The 16,867-nt window shown below is 34.1% G+C and carries 14 protein-coding genes and 6 tRNA genes; 17 read left to right on the top strand and 3 right to left on the bottom strand.

What is annotated here, in order from left to right:
* The first annotated feature begins 100 nt into the window (after positions 1-100).
* The 7 genes from WMO19_RS07925 to WMO19_RS07895 all read left to right on the top strand — a co-directional run bounded on the left by WMO19_RS07925 (position 101) and on the right by WMO19_RS07895 (position 1,275).
* Positions 101-174 (top strand) — tRNA-Gly (locus tag WMO19_RS07925).
* Between the two features lie 5 nt (positions 175-179).
* Positions 180-256, top strand: a tRNA-Arg gene (locus WMO19_RS07920).
* Positions 257-270: 14 nt separating this feature from the next.
* A tRNA-Gln gene (locus WMO19_RS07915) sits at positions 271-346 on the top strand.
* Between the two features lie 9 nt (positions 347-355).
* Positions 356-431 (top strand) — tRNA-Lys (locus WMO19_RS07910).
* 21 nt (positions 432-452) lie between these two features.
* Positions 453-541, top strand: a tRNA-Ser gene (locus WMO19_RS07905).
* A 49-nt stretch (positions 542-590) separates the two neighbouring features.
* Positions 591-666 (top strand) — tRNA-Lys (locus WMO19_RS07900).
* 111 nt (positions 667-777) lie between these two features.
* A complete protein-coding gene (locus tag WMO19_RS07895; RefSeq protein ID WP_349171220.1) occupies positions 778-1,275 on the top strand; it encodes a hypothetical protein in 498 nt (165 codons plus the stop codon).
* Between the two features lie 129 nt (positions 1,276-1,404).
* Here the strand turns inward: WMO19_RS07895 and megL are convergent, their stop codons facing one another.
* Both megL and WMO19_RS07885 read right to left on the bottom strand, forming a co-directional pair.
* Positions 1,405-2,607: a methionine gamma-lyase gene (gene megL / locus WMO19_RS07890; RefSeq protein WP_019125922.1), complete on the bottom strand. Its 1,203-nt coding sequence runs from the start codon at positions 2,605-2,607 to the stop codon at positions 1,405-1,407.
* 75 nt (positions 2,608-2,682) lie between these two features.
* On the bottom strand, positions 2,683-4,068 hold the full coding sequence (locus WMO19_RS07885) for a Na+/H+ antiporter NhaC family protein (RefSeq protein WP_349171218.1): 1,386 nt from the start codon (positions 4,066-4,068) through the stop codon (positions 2,683-2,685).
* A gap of 463 nt (positions 4,069-4,531) precedes the next feature.
* On the opposite strand from WMO19_RS07885, the gene WMO19_RS07880 reads away from it, so the two are divergent.
* The 8 genes from WMO19_RS07880 to WMO19_RS07845 all read left to right on the top strand — a co-directional run bounded on the left by WMO19_RS07880 (position 4,532) and on the right by WMO19_RS07845 (position 12,233).
* Positions 4,532-4,678 carry a CD1871A family CXXC motif-containing protein gene (locus tag WMO19_RS07880; protein WP_168162838.1) on the top strand — a complete coding sequence of 49 codons (147 nt, stop codon included), beginning with the start codon at positions 4,532-4,534 and terminating at the stop codon, positions 4,676-4,678.
* A complete protein-coding gene (locus WMO19_RS07875) occupies positions 4,671-5,564 on the top strand; it encodes a 4Fe-4S binding protein (protein WP_349171216.1) in 894 nt (297 codons plus the stop codon). The genes WMO19_RS07880 and WMO19_RS07875 overlap by 8 nt, the downstream gene beginning before the upstream one ends.
* Positions 5,557-6,117, top strand: coding sequence for a TlpA family protein disulfide reductase (locus WMO19_RS07870; RefSeq protein WP_349171214.1), 561 nt, complete (start codon positions 5,557-5,559; stop codon positions 6,115-6,117). The genes WMO19_RS07875 and WMO19_RS07870 overlap by 8 nt, the downstream gene beginning before the upstream one ends.
* Positions 6,118-6,306: 189 nt before the next feature.
* Positions 6,307-7,911: a hydroxylamine reductase gene (hcp, locus tag WMO19_RS07865; RefSeq protein ID WP_349171223.1), complete on the top strand. Its 1,605-nt coding sequence runs from the start codon at positions 6,307-6,309 to the stop codon at positions 7,909-7,911.
* 316 nt (positions 7,912-8,227) lie between these two features.
* Positions 8,228-9,232: a methionine ABC transporter ATP-binding protein gene (locus tag WMO19_RS07860; RefSeq protein ID WP_349171212.1), complete on the top strand. Its 1,005-nt coding sequence runs from the start codon at positions 8,228-8,230 to the stop codon at positions 9,230-9,232.
* Positions 9,233-9,883: a methionine ABC transporter permease gene (locus WMO19_RS07855; RefSeq protein ID WP_349171210.1), complete on the top strand. Its 651-nt coding sequence runs from the start codon at positions 9,233-9,235 to the stop codon at positions 9,881-9,883.
* A gap of 57 nt (positions 9,884-9,940) precedes the next feature.
* Positions 9,941-10,798, top strand: a complete 858-nt coding sequence (locus WMO19_RS07850; protein ID WP_349171208.1) for a MetQ/NlpA family ABC transporter substrate-binding protein — start codon at positions 9,941-9,943, stop codon at positions 10,796-10,798.
* Between the two features lie 172 nt (positions 10,799-10,970).
* Positions 10,971-12,233, top strand: coding sequence for a S1C family serine protease (locus WMO19_RS07845; RefSeq protein WP_349171206.1), 1,263 nt, complete (start codon positions 10,971-10,973; stop codon positions 12,231-12,233).
* A 33-nt stretch (positions 12,234-12,266) separates the two neighbouring features.
* On the opposite strand, the gene WMO19_RS07840 is transcribed toward WMO19_RS07845, so the two are convergent.
* Complete coding sequence (locus WMO19_RS07840; RefSeq protein WP_019124024.1) at positions 12,267-13,235, bottom strand: LysR family transcriptional regulator; 969 nt, start codon at positions 13,233-13,235, stop codon at positions 12,267-12,269.
* Between the two features lie 744 nt (positions 13,236-13,979).
* Between WMO19_RS07840 and WMO19_RS07835 the strand changes: the two genes are divergently transcribed.
* Positions 13,980-14,885, top strand: coding sequence for a lactate/malate family dehydrogenase (locus WMO19_RS07835; protein ID WP_349171204.1), 906 nt, complete (start codon positions 13,980-13,982; stop codon positions 14,883-14,885).
* Positions 14,886-15,011: 126 nt separating this feature from the next.
* Positions 15,012-16,862, top strand: coding sequence for an LTA synthase family protein (locus WMO19_RS07830; protein ID WP_349171202.1), 1,851 nt, complete (start codon positions 15,012-15,014; stop codon positions 16,860-16,862).
* Positions 16,863-16,867 lie beyond the last annotated feature (5 nt).

Here is a 16,867-nt window from a genome sequence, read left to right as displayed (position 1 = left end):
CCCGAGTTGGCCAAAGGGGACGGACTGTAAATCCGTTAGCTTAGCTTTCAGTGGTTCAAATCCACTCTCCTCCACCATTTAAAATTCAAAATTTACTCATGCGGGTGTAGCTCAGTGGTAGAGCCCCAGCCTTCCAAGCTGGTTGCGAGGGTTCGATTCCCTTCACCCGCTCCATATAAGCACCTATAGCTCAGTAGGATAGAGCAACGGACTTCTAATCCGTGTGCCGGGGGTTCGAATCCTCCTAGGTGCGCCAAACCTAAATAGCATTGGGGTGTAGCCAAGTCGGTAAGGCACCAGACTTTGACTCTGGCATGCGTAGGTTCGAGTCCTGCCACCCCAGCCATTAATATATGACCCATTAGCTCAGTCGGCAGAGCACTTGACTTTTAATCAAGGTGTCGCGCGTTCGAATCGCGCATGGGTCACCATTTTTAAAATTTTATATTTGTGGAGAGGTACCGAAGTGGTCATAACGGGGCGGTCTTGAAAACCGTTAGGGTGCAAGCCCACAAGGGTTCGAATCCCTTCCTCTCCGCCATTTTTAATCTGTGTTTATCACAGATTTTTTATTGAAAATTTATTTTTCTGACCCATTAGCTCAGTCGGCAGAGCACTTGACTTTTAATCAAGGTGTCGCGCGTTCGAATCGCGCATGGGTCACCATTTTTATTCTGTAGGCTTATTCTACAGATTTTTTTATTTTCTAAGTTTTTAACTCACATTTTTCACTTGTTAAATAAATATGTTATAATTAAAAAATGTTGGAGGAAATCTATGTTGAAGAAAAAATTTTATTTAGTATTTTACCTTGCTGCAATTATCTTTATTTTATTTTTTACTCTAAATGGCAATAAAATTTATACTATAATAGAGAAGGATATTGAAAATAATAATAAGTTAAGTCTTGAAAAAGAAAATTTTAATATTTACTCCCTAAAGTTAAAGGAGGACATTAATTATAACAAGTTATATATTTATAAGTTAAAAAATGATGAATTTTATGTGTTTATTTATTCTAAATCTATTTTCTTTGATAGATATAATCTTGACGACGATTTTATGACTAGAGATAAATCAATTAATACTGTGGCTAGTAATTATAAATACAAGAATTTGCTTAAGATTGATTTAGAAAAAGATCCTTTAAAAATTGATGTCAAGTCTGAAAAAAATGAGGACAGAAGAAATACCCTTATTAAATATTTTGTAGTGGTTATTTTAATTGCTTTTCTCGGCTATAGAAGAAGTAAGAGGGAAAGTTTTAATAAATAATTTTTACAATAAATTTCATAAATATAATAATTTAAAAAACCCTAAGGTTGAATGATATCAACTTTAGGGTTTTTACTTCTTGAGTTAAAAGTTTTTTTAAAAGTTTATTGTAATCTTTTCTTAAATTTTTTAGATTTGATCTAAAGCTTGTTTTAGGTCTTCTATTATATCGTCTGCATTTTCTAGTCCAACAGAAAGTCTAATTAAGCCTTCTGAGATGCCTGCTGCTGCTCTTTCTTCTGCTGTGTAAGGAGAGTGAGTCATTGAAGCAGGGTGTTGGATAAGTGTTTCTGCGTCGCCAAGTGATACTGCAAGTGTGCAAAGTTTAACGCTATTCATAAGTTTAGCGCCAGCTTCTTTTCCGCCTTCGATTTCAAAGGCAATCATTGCACCAGGTAGTGCCATTTGTTTTTTAGCTACATCGTAATATTTGAAGGATTTAAGTCCAGGGTATTGGATGCTTTTAACTTTTGGATGTTTTTCCAAAAATTCTGCAACTTTCATTGCATTAGAACAGTGCTTATCCATTCTAATTTGAAGAGTCTTCATTCCTCTAAGGATTAGATAAGCGTTAAATGGTGCAAGTACAGCTCCTGTACAGTCTTTAATTCCTACTAGTCTTACTTGGTCGATTAATTCTTTTCTACCAACTGCAAAGCCAGCAATAACATCGCCGTGACCGTTTAAATATTTTGTTGCAGAGTGAACTACCATGTCTGCTCCTAGTGTAAGTGGTCTTTGGATGTAAGGTGTACAATAAGTGTTGTCTACGATTACTAGACAGTCTTTATTCTTTTCATGAACTCTCTTAGCCACTTCTTCTATGTCGCAAATGTCCATGTTAGGGTTAGCTGGTGTTTCTAAGTAAACAATTTTTGTGTTTTCTTTCATTATATTTATGATGTTGTCAACATTTGTAATATCAACGAAATCAACTTCTATGCCCATTTTTGATACTGAGTGTTCTAAGAAAGCGAAAGTACATCCGTAAAGAGTCTTTGCTGCTATCATGTGGTCGCCACATTTTACGAATGGCCAAATTGCTGATGTAATTGCACCCATTCCTGATGCTGCAGATACACAAGCTTCGCCTTCTTCAAGTAGTGCAACTTTTTCTTCTACTTGTTCGTTTGTTGGGTTGCCAAGCCTTGAATAGATATAGCCGTCTTCTTCTAAGGCAAATCTACGACCGCCTTGTTCTGCATTGTCAAATATAAATGTAGATGTTTGATAAATTGGAGTAGCTAATGCGCCAAATTTGTTCTTTTCGTATCCACCGTGAATTGCCTTAGTTTCAAAATGCATTTTCTTTAGTTCGTCTTTACTGTTCATAAATATCTCCTTTTCTTAAAATAATAAATCTAAAATTTTTTCTTAATTAAACAAATCTAAAATTTTTCCCTTAAATTATTTTGCTGCTGCCTTATTTTCTTCTAGTGGCACATCATTTTCAAAATCCCAGCCAGTTTTTGGATCTGCAAATCTAACAAAGATTGAGATTATTGCAAATACAGCAAGTAGTGCTTGATACCATAGGAAAGGTATAATTTGAACAGGGGATACAGCTAGGGCTCCTAGTTCTTTAGTAAGTCCAGCTGCGATTAAAACTTGTGCACCGTAAGGGATTATACCTTGCATTACGCAAGAGAATGTATCAAGGAAGGAAGCAGATCTTCTTGGGTCTACTTTGAAGTCCCTTGAAATTTCTTTGGCAACAGGGCCGTCAATGATAATTGCAACAGTGTTGTTTGCAGTTGCAGCGTCTGTTAAAAGAGTTAAAAGAGCAATTGAAACTTCTGCAGATTTAACGTCCTTAGCAAAGCCTCTGATTTTTTGAACTAGCCACTCAATACCACCGTTACTAGATACCATATAGGAAAGTCCTCCAGTTAATAGTGATAGTAAGAAAATTTCAAACATTCCACTAAATCCATCAAAAATATTTTGAGCAAAAGTCATCATAGTAAGTCCGCCAGTGAAGATGCCTATTATACCTGATAGGACGATACCACTAGTTAATACTAAGAATACATTCATTCCTGCAAGGGCTGTAATTAATACGAAAAGATATGGGATTATAAGTATAAAATTATAACTCAAATCGCCTAGTTCAACTTCGCCTTCAGGTTTTCCAACAACTAATAAAATTACAAAAGTAATAATAGCTGCAGGAAGTGCAATTTTAATATTTGCTCTAAACTTATCCTTCATGGCTACATTTTGCGTTCTTGTTGCAGCTATTGTTGTATCAGAAATAACTGATAGGTTATCACCGAACATTGCTCCACCTACAAGGGCTCCAAGAACAAGTGGTAGTGGAAGGTTACCCTTTGTAGCAACGCCAACAGCGATAGGTCCAACAGCTGAAATAGTTCCTACTGAAGTTCCTGTAGAGATAGAAATAAAACAACTGATTAAGAAAATTCCAGCTGTAACAAATTGTACAGGAATTAGAGAAAGTGCAAAGTTTACAACAGAGTCAACTCCGCCAGAAGATTTAGAAACTGTTGCGAAAGCTCCAGCTAATATGTAGATAAGACACATGATTATTATGTTTTCGTCTCCACAACCGCGAACAAAGTCGTTAAACTTGTCGTCCATAGAACCTTCAAACATAATAAATGCCAAAATAATAGCTGGTAAAATACATACGGGTGCTGCTACTTGATAGAATGCCATTTCAACGCCCATGGCGTTAAGAATTAGTCCAGTAGCAAGATATACGAGCACGAAAACTATAAAAGGTAGAAGTGCTGCACCATTAGCCTTAGGTTTTAAATTTTTGTTTTCCATAGATACCTCCTCAAATTTAACAAAAAATAAAACAAGATTTCTCTACGAATTTTATTACTTATATGTTTTTAACATCAGCCTCCTTAAGTAGAATTAAAGGTAAATCATTAATAATATCGTTTTCAAAACTATTTTAATAATATGTAGATAAAAAACTTAAATTACCTTTAAGTCAATTATACTGTTTTTAAATGATTTTGTGAAGTATTTATTCATTATTATGTTAATAAGTTACAAAAATAAATTTAAAAAAGAATAACGATTTCATACCAATAAGATAGACTAATATACTTCTAAATATGAAATAATCAAGACTTAAAAGATTTTTTAGGGCAAGAAATAAATTAATCTTTCCAAAAATTTTTTCAAAAAAATTAAAAAAAAATTAAGAAAATTAAGAAAATAAATTTTTCTTAACATAATCTTTACACCTTAAATGCTATACTAACTGTGAGGTGAGAATATGAAAGAATTTGTAAACAGAAAATTTTCATACGCGATGTTGATTTTATCCATTGCCTTTATTTTTTGGGGAGCTTATAGGTCAGAAGTTGATACAGTGCTTTCAAAGGCTATAAGAATATGTTTGGAGTGCGTTGGGATTGGATAAGTTAAATAATCTTTTTAAAAAATTTAGAGAAAAAAGAAATCTCGTGCAGGGATCTTTTGCTCTACTGACAAATATACATATTCCAAATTTTTTTAAGGGAACTATTTATACAGGAAAGACTAAAGCTGCCTGCGTGCCAGGACTAAATTGCTACTCCTGTCCAGGAGCAGCTCTATCTTGTCCAATAGGATCCTTTCAAGCTGTTGTAGGGTCGTCAAAATTTAATTTTGCCTACTATGTGACGGGCCTCATGCTTTTATTTGGAACTGTGTTTGGAAGATTTATTTGTGGATTTTTGTGTCCCTTTGGTTTTTTTCAGGATTTAATTCATAAAATTCCATCGAAAAAATTTAGCACTAGAAGATTTAGCTTTTTAAAGTACACCAAGTATTTAATTTTGGTCTTTGTAGTTTGGTTATTTGGAGTATTTTTGACAGATGAGTTGGGAATTGCATCTCCATACTTTTGTCAGTACCTTTGCCCACAGGGAATACTTGAAGGAGGAATTCCTCTTTCACTGGCAAGTAAAAGTATAAGGGGAGCCCTTGGCAATTTATTTTTGCTAAAGTCAGGCATTCTCGCCCTAATAATCATACTCTCAATATTCTTTTACAGACCTTTTTGCAAATACCTATGCCCACTTGGCGCCTTTTACGCATTAACTAATAAATTTTCTTTTTATCAATACCATGTAAATGATTCTTGTATATCATGCGGAAAATGTAAGAGAATTTGCAAAATGGATGTAGATATGTCAAAAAATCAAAGAGCCTTGGAGTGCATAAGATGTGGTGACTGCATCAAAGCTTGCCCAACATCAGCGATTTCCACCTCATTTAAAAATAATAAAATCAATAATTTAGAAGAAGGAGCAAGATATGAATAAAATTTTTAAGAATATTAGTAAAATTTTTGTGCTTTTGTTTTTGGCACTTGCCATGACTGCTTGCACAAGCAAGGCGCCAGCAGGACCAACTGCATCAAGTGGAGATGCCTTCCCAAAATTTGACGCAGTAGATTTTAAGGGAAACGAAGTAACTAGTGATGTCTTTAAAGACAGCCCTGTTACAATAATGAGCATCTGGTTTACAGGTTGCAAGGGCTGCATAGACGAAATGCCTACTCTACAAAAAATTTCTGAAGAATTAAAGGACAAAAATGTAAAGGTTATGTCAATTTGCCTTGACACTTATGAAGATAAAAAAATTAAAGAAGAGGCTGAAAAAATTATTGAAGCAAAGGGAGTTAAGTATCCAAATCTTGCTGTAAAACCTTCTGAAGAAATAGACAACTACCTCAAAAACTTGACAGCTTTTCCTACAACTCTTTTAATTGGAAGAGACGGAAAAATTATTGACAACATAAGTGTGGGTTCACAAGAAAAAATTGATGAACTATATAAAAAAATTGACGAAATAATTGCCAGTGAAGGAAAATAAATTCACTAGCTTAAGATAATAAATCCTCATTGATACACCTATTTTGACTCATGCTTGCATGGGTCTTTTTTTTAATTTGTAGATAAAATTTTTAAATGTTGCATATGCAACAGAAAGTTATTAATTTTTTTATTAGAATTATTTTAGAAGTTAGAACTTACAAATTTAAAAGGTGGGATAATTATGAGTATGTTTTGTTTTCAATGTCAAGAGACTTTTAAAAATTCTGGCTGCATAAAAAGAGGTGTCTGCGGAAAGACAAGTGAAGTTGCAAATTTGCAAGATTTTTTGATTTGGATTTCTAAGGGACTTTCTGAAATTGCAGTAAAAAGTGGAAGGGAAAATAAAGAAGTTGTGGACAGAGTTATTTTAAATCTATTTACAACTATTACAAATGCAAATTTTGATGATGAGCAAATTAAAGATAGAATTATAGAGACTGTTGATCTGATGAATTCTATGAGAGAAGATAAAAATTATAGCCATGCTGCAAAGTGGTCATCAAAGGATTTTTCTGAAATAGAGGAAAAAATAAGTTCAGGCGAAGTTTCTATTTTAGCTGAAGAAAATGAAGATGTAAGAAGTTTAAAGGAGCTAATAACTTACGGACTAAAGGGCATGGCTGCTTATGCGAGACATGCAAAAGTTTTGGGCTATGAAAGTGAGAAGGTAAATAATTTTATCTTAACTACAATGGCTGAACTTTTAATAGAAAAAAGCCTAGATGAATTAGTTGCACTTACTCTTGAAACTGGTTCTATGGGATATCTTGCTATGGCGACACTTGATAAGGCAAACACAAAGACTTATGGCAATCCAGAAATAAGTAATGTAAATATTGGCACGAGAAATAAGCCTGGAATTTTAGTTTCTGGTCACGACTTAAAGGATTTTGAAATGCTACTTGAACAAGCCAAGGATTCTGGCGTGGATATTTACACTCATTCAGAAATGCTTCCTGCAAATTATTATCCAAGCTTTAAAAAATATGAAAACTTTGTGGGAAACTATGGCAACGCCTGGTGGAAGCAAAGAGATGAGTTTGAAACCTTTAATGGACCAATACTAATGACGACAAATTGCATAGTGCCTCCAAAGGATTCCTATAAAGACAAATTATTTACAACTGGTGCTGCAGGATATCCTGGTTGCAAGTATATTGAAGAAGACGAAAAGGGACACAAGGATTTTTCAGAAATAATTGAACTTGCAAAGACTTGCAAGGCTCCAGAAGAAATTGAAAAGGGAAGTATAGTAGGTGGTTTTGCTCACAGTCAAGTCATGGAACTTGCTGACAAGGTTATTGAAGCTGTAAAAAATGGCGACATCACAAAATTTATTGTCATGGCTGGCTGCGATGGAAGAATGGCTGATAGAGAGTATTACACAGAATTTGCAGAAAAACTTCCAAAGTCTACAGTGATTTTGACAGCAGGTTGTGCTAAATATAGGTATAACAAATTAAATCTAGGGGACATCAATGGTATACCAAGAGTTTTAGATGCAGGTCAATGTAATGATTCTTATTCACTAATTCAAATTGCCCTTGCCCTAGTTGATGCTTTTGGAGTGGAATCTGTCAACGATCTTCCGCTTGTGTACAATATTGCATGGTATGAACAAAAAGCTGTTATAGTTTTACTTGCATTACTTTCACTTGGTGTAAAAAATATTCACCTTGGTCCAAGTCTTCCAGCCTTCTTATCTCCTAATGTTACAGATGTTTTAGTGGAGAAATTTAATATTGCTGGCATTACAAATGTTGAAGATGATATAAAAAATTTAATAATTTAACAAAAAGTCTTGACTTTTATTTTTCTTAATCTTATAATAAAAAACAATTAATAAATAAACTTTTTGAGAAGAAGAGTAACTTAAAATTTTGAGCAAAGAGAGCTTCGGTGTGGTGAAAGAAGTGGATGAGTTTTATGTGAACATGGCCTTCTCTAGGAAATATCGATATTAGGTATTTACGGGTCTTCCCGTTATAGAAGTAGAGTATGATAGTACTTGAAGAGGTCGCTTTCGTGAGAAAGTGATAAATTAAGGTGGTAACACGAGCTTTCGTCCTTAGGGATGAAGGCTCTTTTTTTGTTTTAGTGGAGGAAAAATGATAGAAGTAAAAAACTTAGTTAAGGATTTTAAAAGTGAAGATGGAACTTTTAGAGCCCTAGATGACCTTTCTTTCAAAGTAAATAGGGGAGAAATTTATGGAGTAATTGGCCTTTCTGGAGCTGGCAAGTCAACTCTTGTCAGGTGTATCAATAGACTAGAAGAGCCATCCAGTGGTGAAATTATAATTGACGGCAAGTCCATTATTAATTTAAATGAAAAGGAACTTAGGGCTGCGAGAAAGGATATTGGAATGATCTTTCAATATTTTAATCTCTTTATGCAAAAGACAGTGGCAGAAAATATTGCCTTTCCTTTAGAAATTTCTGGAGTAAGTAAAAGTGACATTGATAAGAGAGTTGATGAGCTACTTAATTTTATAGACTTAAAGGAAAAGAAAAATTCTTATCCATCTGAATTATCTGGTGGACAAAAGCAAAGAGTAGCCATAGCAAGAGCCATTGCCACAAATCCCTCAATTCTTCTTTCAGATGAAGGGACTTCAGCCCTGGACCCGGCAAATACTAAATCTGTTTTAAATCTTTTGAAAAAAATTGTAAAAGAATACAACATGACAATAATTATGATTACTCACCAAATGGAAGTGGCAAAGGAAATTTGTGACAGAATTGCTGTAATGCAGGCTGGAAAAATCATCGAAGAAAATGAAACCAAGGAACTTTTCAAAAATCCAAAAACTTCTGTGACAAGGTCTTTTATAAAGAACTTGGAAGATGAAGTTGATGAAGGCTATTTAAATGGAGCTGACTACAAGGGCGATGTCTTGAGACTATCCTATGCCGACGACAATTATGACAAGCCAATTCTTTCCCACTGTGTGAAAAAATTTGATGTTGATGTATCCATTCTTTCAGGAAATATTAACAAATTAAATATTTCAAGCGTTGGCTATCTTACGGTTGAGATTCTTGGCAAGGAAGAAGAGAGAAAAAAGGCAATTGAATTTTTAAAAGAAAACAAGGTAAATGTGGAGGTGCTTTAAATGGAAAGAATAATAGATATAGTTTTACCAGCAATTCCAGAGACCCTAGTTATGGTTTTGGCATCTACAATTATTGCCCTCTTAATAGGTCTTCCCCTGGGAATAGTTTTGACCAACACAAGGCAAGGCGGTCTCAATGAGTCCGCAAAAGTCTATTCCATACTTGATGGAATAATAAATGTTTTGAGGTCCTTTCCCTTTGTAATCCTCATGATAGTTGTATTTCCACTTTCAAGATTGATTGTGGGCAAGTCCTATGGGACAGCGGCAATGATAATTCCCCTTTCACTTTCAGCCGCTCCCTTTGTGGCAAGGTTAATGGAAGGATATTTTATTCAAGTGGATCAAGGAATAATTGAAGCAGCCAAGTCCATGGGCTCAAGTAATAAAGAAATTATCTTTAAAGTTTTAATACCAGAGGCAATGCCTATGCTTGTCAGTGGAATAACTATGACACTTATTAATGTAATTGGTTATTCTGCCATGGCTGGTGTCATGGGTGGCGGCGGACTGGGAGATGTGGCAAACAGGTATGGCTACCAAAGAAATGAACCCCTCATACTTTGGTCAGCAGTAATAGTAATTATAATTCTTGTGCAAATTGTACAATTTATTGGAAATAAAATCGCAGAAAATATTGACAAAAGATAGGTATTAATTCTAAGTTTCTTAGAATTAATATAAATAAAAAAATTTAGGAGGAAAAAAATGAAGAAGAAAATTATTTTGGCACTTTCACTAGTGCTAGCTCTAACACTAACAGCTTGTGGTGGAGCAAAGAAGGAAGAAGCTAAGGCAGAAGGAAACAACCAAGCAGCTGGAGAAGTTAAAGATGGCGACAATAAAATTGTAATTGGCGTGTCACCTACACCTCATGGCGAAATCATTGAAGGCTTAAAGGATGAATTTGACAAGGCAGGACTTGATGTTGAAGTTGTTAATTTTGATGATTACATTCAACCAAATTTGCAACTAGAAGCAGGAGATCTTGATGCAAACTACTTCCAACACAAGCCATATCTTGACAGTTTTGTAGAAGAAAGAGGCATTAAAAACCTTGATGTACTTGGATATGTTCACATTGAACCAATGGCTTTATACTCTGAAAAATACAAATCAGTTGATGAAATTGAAGAAGGAGCAGAAATTATTATTCCTAACGACCCAAGTAACGGAGCAAGAGCCTTAATTCTTCTTGAAGATGCAGGTCTTATTAAGTTAAAGGACAAGACAAACCTAAATTCAACAGAAAAAGATATTGCAGAAAATCCAAAGAATTTAAAATTCACAGCAATGGATGCACCATCAATTGCCCAAGTTTATAAGGATGCAGGTGCTGCAGTTATAAATGCAAACTTTGCCATTGGACAAGGACTTGACCCAACTAAGGATTCAATTTTCTTAGAATCAAAAGATTCACCTTATGCAAACTTAATTGCCATTAGAAAAGAAGATGCTGATAAAGAAAAATTCAAAAAATTCATTGAAATTTTAAATTCAGATGCAGCTAAAAAATTAATAGAAGAAAAATTCAAGGGCGCAGTAATACCTGCCTTTGGAAAATAAGATTAAGAGGCTCTGAGGAGTCTCTTTTTTTGAAGATAAAGTAATTAGAGAAAAATTTCTCCTAAATTTTTCAAAAAATATTAAATATTTCAAAAAGCTTTGATAATAAAATCATCAATTTTTCACATAATCACACTAATATAAATATAACAAAATTGTTAGGAGGAAAATTATGGATAATAATAGACGAGAAAATAAAAATTCTGGCGGGGGAAAAATTATTGTAGTAATTGCCCTAGTCTTTTCACTAATTGGCGGAATAATTGGATCAGCAATCACAACTTATAAGTTGCTACCACAGGAGAGCTCAAGAACTTCCAATGAAGACAATTCAAATATAACAATTTCTGCCAAGGACAATATGAGCGTTGCTTCTGCTGTTGCAAAGAAGTCAATGTCATCAGTTGTTGGAATTACAACTAAGGGAGTTCAACAATCCTTCTTTGGTCAAGTGGAAGTCCAAGGCGTTGGCTCTGGCGTAATAGTGGATCCAAAGGGCTACATCCTTACCAATGCTCACGTTGTAAAATTAAACAACAAGGTTGTTGAAGATGTAACAGTTAGACTTAACAATGAAAAGGACATAGAAGGCAAAACTATTTGGGCAGACGAAAATGTTGACCTTGCCATTGTAAAAATAAATACAAAGGAAAAATTAAATGTGGCAACACTTGGTGACTCCGATGCACTTTCCATAGGCGATGCAGCAATTGCAATTGGAAACCCAATTTCACTACAATTTTCTCAAACAGTAACTCAAGGAATTATATCTGGACTAGATAGATATGTTGGTGCAGTAAGTGGTGGCGGATATATGACTGGACTTATCCAAACTGACGCATCAATTAACGGGGGAAATTCTGGCGGTCCACTTTTAAATGCAGAAGGTGAAGTCATTGGCATCAACACTGTAAAGGTTCAATCTGCAGAGGGACTTGGCTTTTCAATTCCAATTAATTTTATTAAGCCAATTGTAAAACAAGTAATCGAAACAGGAAGCTACAAGGAAATTTCCATGGGAATGCTGACAATGAATTTAAATGTAGCAGCCCAAGTCTTTAACGGCAAGACTGAAGTCGACAAGGGAATCTTTGTCTACAAGGTTTATGAAGGATCACCTGCAGCAGAAGCAGGACTTGAAGCAGGAGATATTATAACAAAAATTGGCAAGGACGAAGTTTCAGACAACAACGCTCTTAAGTCAATCCTTTATAAATATCAAGAAGGGGACAGCGCTGAAGTGTCCTATGTAAGAAAGGGCAAGGAAGCAAAGACTGAAGTCAAGTTCTCTGACTACTCAATAGAAAAGGATAAGGAAGCCCAAAAGGACATCAAGGCTCAAGAAGAAGCGAGAGCTAGGGAATATCAAAAGAGACAAGAAGAACAGCAAGATCTATTTAACAGATTTAGACAAGAATTTGAAAATGGATTTTAAATTAAAAAAGTGACACCACAAAAAGGTGCCACTTTATTTTTTTGCAATTTTTTCTAATTTTTCGGCATTAATTGATTCAAAATATTCCTCCAAAAGCTCAACAAATCTCTTTGTGTACTTTGTGATGTAGCGGTTTTTATTTTTTATGGCGTAGATGCCAAGACTTACAGGTTTGTTTTTTACATAGAGAGGAAAAATATTTATGTCATCGCCAAATTCCTCCATCCATCTTTTTATATTCATTTGGGAAATAAAAACTGCAGCAAGGGCCTTGTTGCAAATGGCAAGGGCAATTCTAGAATAAGCTGTCTCGATGTAGTCAATAGGTCTAACACCTGCACTTTTAAAGCTTTGATTTATTAGACTTCTTATTCTGTTATCCTGAGTGTAAAGGAGGAAGGGAACTTTTTCAAAATCTCTTAAGTCAATTTTTTCAAGTGATTTTTCTTTTAAAGCTTCAAGGTCATCAACATACTTTTCCAAAAGTCTGTCGCTTACACAGAGGTATAATTTTTCATCAAAGAGGAGGCGAGACTTTAGGTTTTCATTTTTATAATTCTCGTCAATGCTAATGGCTATGTCAAGTTTGTTTTCCAGGCACATATCTTCCAGTTCATTAGACTGCTTTTCGTAAAGGACTAGTCCAACTTGGGGAAACTCCTCTGTAAATTTTTCAATAATTGATGGAATAAAAATGTCCGCCCTGGGAGAAGATGCGCCAACTATTAGCTTGCCCCTGTCCTCGCTTTCCATGTCGCGAATTTTATTTATCATGTCAGATTCAGCTGTTAAAAGTTTTTCTGCATACTTCAAATACTCTTCTCCAATGGGAGTGAGCATTAGCTTGGGCTTTCTGAAAAATAATTTTGTGCCGTAGTAGTCTTCCAGTCTTTTTATGTGATTAGATAGAGTTTGTTGAGATATATAAAGTTTTTCGCCAGTTTCATTCATGTTAAGTGTCTTGGCAAGCTCTGTGAAATAATAAATACTTTCGAAATTCATAAGTCCTCCTATCAAAAATATTTTGTCATCAATACAAATAATTCTTAATTTATTTTGTAATAATTTTATTATATACTATGTAGAAGATAATTGTGAAATATTTTATTAAGAATCCCTTATAGTTTACCAGCTTTTTTCCTTAATATCACAATTACCGGAATCCCCTTGCACCCACCTCCTTGGGTGCAATTTTTTTGCGATGAATTAAAGATTTTTATTGGGAGAATAAAATTAAAATTTATTTTGGAAAAAATAGAGGTAATTCTTTAGTTGAAAAAGCAAATTAAAAATTTTTTTGAAAAACCAAAAGTAATATTTATTGAAAAAGCAAATTAAAAATTTTTTTTGAAAAATCAAAGTTAATTTTTTATTGAAAATTCAAAGAAAACTTTATTGGAAGATCAAAATTAAATTTTAAATAAATTCTCATAATATAAAATTGATAAATTTTATCAAAAACCCTTTACAAATAAAAAATTCTATAATATAATAAGGACAGTTAATGATAGCAATTGTCATTTAACAAAATGATTTTGGGACACCCCATAACTCCTAAGATTAATAATAAAATTATACCAATCTTCACTCTGAAAAGAGAAACTAAGGCTGCTTCGGCAGTCTTTTTTACTTTAATGAATATCTTATAAATTAATAAAAGAAAAATTAAAAAAATTTGATGTGAGAAAAAAATTTATAATCCCACAAAAAAGTGTTAATATTATTTATAGAAAAATGGAGGATAAAATGAGAACAATATCTATAATAGGTTTAGGAAATGTTGGGGCAACTGTAGCCCACACAATTGTTGAAAGATCTCTTTGCGACAGGCTTTTTTTATTTGACAAAAAGGAAGGACTTGCTGAAGCAGAGGTAAGCGACTTATCTGATGGCTATGTAAATAGAAATGGACACATAAATATTTTTGCAGGAGAACAAAAAAATTTAGATGAGTCAGACATAATTGTCTTTGCTCCAGGAGACATCACAATTTTGCAAAAGAATAATGACAGGATGTTGGAATTTAAGTACACAAAGACTTGCGCTGAAGAGTGGGGCAAAAAAATTAAAGAGTCCAAGTTTAAGGGCATCATAGTAAGCATTACAAACCCTTGCGATGTAATAGCAGATTATTTGCAAAAACTTACGGGGCTTCCAAAAGAGAGAGTCATTGGAACGGGAACAATTTTAGATTCAGCAAGGATGAAAAATGCCCTTGCAAGAAAATTAAACATGGATCCAAACTCTGTTGACGGCTATGTAATTGCAGAACATGGCAACAGCCAATTCGTTGCCTGGTCACAAGTTTCTATAGCTACAAAACCGATTTATGAAATTTTGGACAGGGAAACTTGCAAGAAAATCGAAGAAGAGACAAAGATTAGAGCCTTTGAAACAATAAAAGCTAAGGGCTACACATCCTACGGCATTGCAAACTCAACTGCCCTAGTAATTGAAGCAATTTTCCAAGACTCAAAGACAATTTTGCCAGTTTCATCTTATTCAGAAAAGGACGGCTGCTACATTGGTCATCCAGCTCTTGTTGGTAGAGATGGTATTCTTGACCATTATGACTTAGTTTTAGATGAAGAAGAAAGAGAAAAGTGGAAAAAGTCCGTTGAGACAATAAAAAATACCTTGCCAATAAAATAAAATTTATAAAAAGTCCTTAGGGGCTTTTTATTTTTGCCTAAATTTAAAAAAGAGCTCCTGAATTTACAAAATATTTTCCAAAATTTTACAAAATATTATATAATTGTCTACTAGAAGGTGATATTTATGTTCAATAAAGAAAAAAATTTGGAGTCCAGAGGCTTTAATTTTATAGATTTTATCAGTCAAATTTTATTTGCTATCCTTTTAACTTTTGCCATGTTGCTTTTGGCACCAAGTGATGCACCCTTTATGGAGAAAATCACGAGAAGCCCCCTAGTTTTACTTTTAAATTTTATTCCAATTTTTCTTACAGGAATTTTATTTCAGGGAATTTTTGGCAGGAGAAGATTTGCTCTAATTTTCAACTCCTTATTTTATTTAATATTTTTTACAGTCCACAGGACTAAGGTAATCTATAGGAATGCGCCCTTTAGAGTTTCAGACCTTGCCCTATCCTTTGAGGCACTTAAAATGTCCCAGAACTCTTACAAGCCAGACTCTACGTCTATAATAATTTTTATAGTGAGCCTTTTTATTTTAATTTTTCTTTCAAGATTTTTTAAGAGCGAAAAATTAAGAGTTAGGGACAGGTTAATAGGAATTCTTTCTATTATTATTTCCTCAGTTCTTTTATTTAATTTTGTTTACTCAAAGGACAAAATTTATAACAGCCTTCCTCTTAATGGAAATGTATATAACCTAATAGACCACTTTAATTCCAAGGGATTTAACTACACTTTTTTATTTAACTTAAAAAAATCTTTTGTAAGACCACCAGAAGGCTACGACAAGAAAGAAATGGAAAAGAGAGACAGAGTTGACCATGGAGAAGATATTTCTGTAATAAAATACAATCCAAGACCTAACATTATTTGGATAATGGGAGAGGCCTTTACAGACTTATCTCAAGATGAACATTTTTCTTTTGCACCAGGCAATGATCCAAATGAAAATTTTAAAAAATTACAAAAAAATTCCGTAATGCAGGGAAGAATTGTAACGCCATCCTTTGGTGGAGGGACAGGAGACACAGAATTTGATGCCTTGACAGGAGCCTTAACTATAGACTGCGCGCCTGATGAAAGTTTTGCCTTTAATGCAATTAAAAGAGATGTGTCATCTTTGCCAAGCCTATTTAACACAATTGGTTATAAGACTATGGCATTTCACCCAGGTTTTGCCTGGTTTTATGGAAGGCAAGACGTCTATCCAAAACTGGGCTTTAAAGATAATTTTTTCCTAGAAAATATTGACCAGCCTGAAATGAAGGGCGGCTATGTTTCTGAAAGACAGTTTTCAGAAATTTTTAGAAGTAGATTTTTAGAAGCTCTAGAAAACTCAGATGAGCCAATTTTTTCTTATGGTCTTGACATTCAAAACCATGGCCCATATTTTTATGATAAATATGGAAAAAATTTACCTTATCAATGTACAGTTTCCCTATCAGAAGAGGCTGCAAATAATTTTGGCTCTTACTTTTTGGGAGTTAAGGACATGGACATAATGCTGGGAGAAGTTTACGACATGATTATGTCACTAGATGAGCCAACTATTATGGTCTTTTATGGCGACCATCTTCCTGGCCTTGGAAATGATCCCAGTGCCTTTGATGAAATTGGAATAAAATTGTCTCACGACGACTTGGAAAAGGAAATTGAATTTTACTCAACTCCTTATGTAATTCTTGCCAATGAAAGTGGAAGGGCATTTTTAAATAGAGAAAATGTTGAAATCCAAGATGGCAATGCAGTTTCTGCCAACTATCTTGCTTCAATGGTTCTTGACATGCTAAACTACAATAAAGTAGACAATTTCTTTATTTACAATTCAGAAATGAGGAAAAAACTTCCAATTATTTCAAGAAACTTTATCTTTGACGGAGTCAACACTTATCCAAGAAATGAAGTCAAGGGCGAGGCTAAGGAAGCTTACGAAGATTACAAGAAGTACGAGTATTACAGAATAAATGAGTAGGTGAA

Source organism: Peptoniphilus hominis (ex Hitch et al. 2025) (assembly GCF_040096015.1).
Taxonomy (GTDB): domain Bacteria; phylum Bacillota; class Clostridia; order Tissierellales; family Peptoniphilaceae; genus Peptoniphilus_A; species Peptoniphilus_A hominis.
The sequence above is the reverse complement of the archived record's forward strand: the minus strand, read 5'-3'. Positions and strand labels throughout refer to the sequence as shown.

What these genes read in the sequence shown, in the direction of transcription:
- WMO19_RS07835 (WP_349171204.1), top strand. Translation starts at nt 13,980, where the DNA reads ATGAGAACAATATCTATAATAGGTTTAGGAAATGTTGGGGCAACTGTA.
- WMO19_RS07860 (WP_349171212.1), top strand. Translation starts at nt 8,228, where the DNA reads ATGATAGAAGTAAAAAACTTAGTTAAGGATTTTAAAAGTGAAGATGGA.
- WMO19_RS07885 (WP_349171218.1), bottom strand. Translation starts at nt 4,068, where the DNA reads ATGGAAAACAAAAATTTAAAACCTAAGGCTAATGGTGCAGCACTTCTA.
- WMO19_RS07845 (WP_349171206.1), top strand. Translation starts at nt 10,971, where the DNA reads ATGGATAATAATAGACGAGAAAATAAAAATTCTGGCGGGGGAAAAATT.
- WMO19_RS07855 (WP_349171210.1), top strand. Translation starts at nt 9,233, where the DNA reads ATGGAAAGAATAATAGATATAGTTTTACCAGCAATTCCAGAGACCCTA.
- WMO19_RS07830 (WP_349171202.1), top strand. Translation starts at nt 15,012, where the DNA reads ATGTTCAATAAAGAAAAAAATTTGGAGTCCAGAGGCTTTAATTTTATA.
- WMO19_RS07850 (WP_349171208.1), top strand. Translation starts at nt 9,941, where the DNA reads ATGAAGAAGAAAATTATTTTGGCACTTTCACTAGTGCTAGCTCTAACA.
- WMO19_RS07840 (WP_019124024.1), bottom strand. Translation starts at nt 13,235, where the DNA reads ATGAATTTCGAAAGTATTTATTATTTCACAGAGCTTGCCAAGACACTT.
- WMO19_RS07880 (WP_168162838.1), top strand. Translation starts at nt 4,532, where the DNA reads ATGAAAGAATTTGTAAACAGAAAATTTTCATACGCGATGTTGATTTTA.
- WMO19_RS07870 (WP_349171214.1), top strand. Translation starts at nt 5,557, where the DNA reads ATGAATAAAATTTTTAAGAATATTAGTAAAATTTTTGTGCTTTTGTTT.
- hcp (WP_349171223.1), top strand. Translation starts at nt 6,307, where the DNA reads ATGTTTTGTTTTCAATGTCAAGAGACTTTTAAAAATTCTGGCTGCATA.
- megL (WP_019125922.1), bottom strand. Translation starts at nt 2,607, where the DNA reads ATGAACAGTAAAGACGAACTAAAGAAAATGCATTTTGAAACTAAGGCA.
- WMO19_RS07895 (WP_349171220.1), top strand. Translation starts at nt 778, where the DNA reads ATGTTGAAGAAAAAATTTTATTTAGTATTTTACCTTGCTGCAATTATC.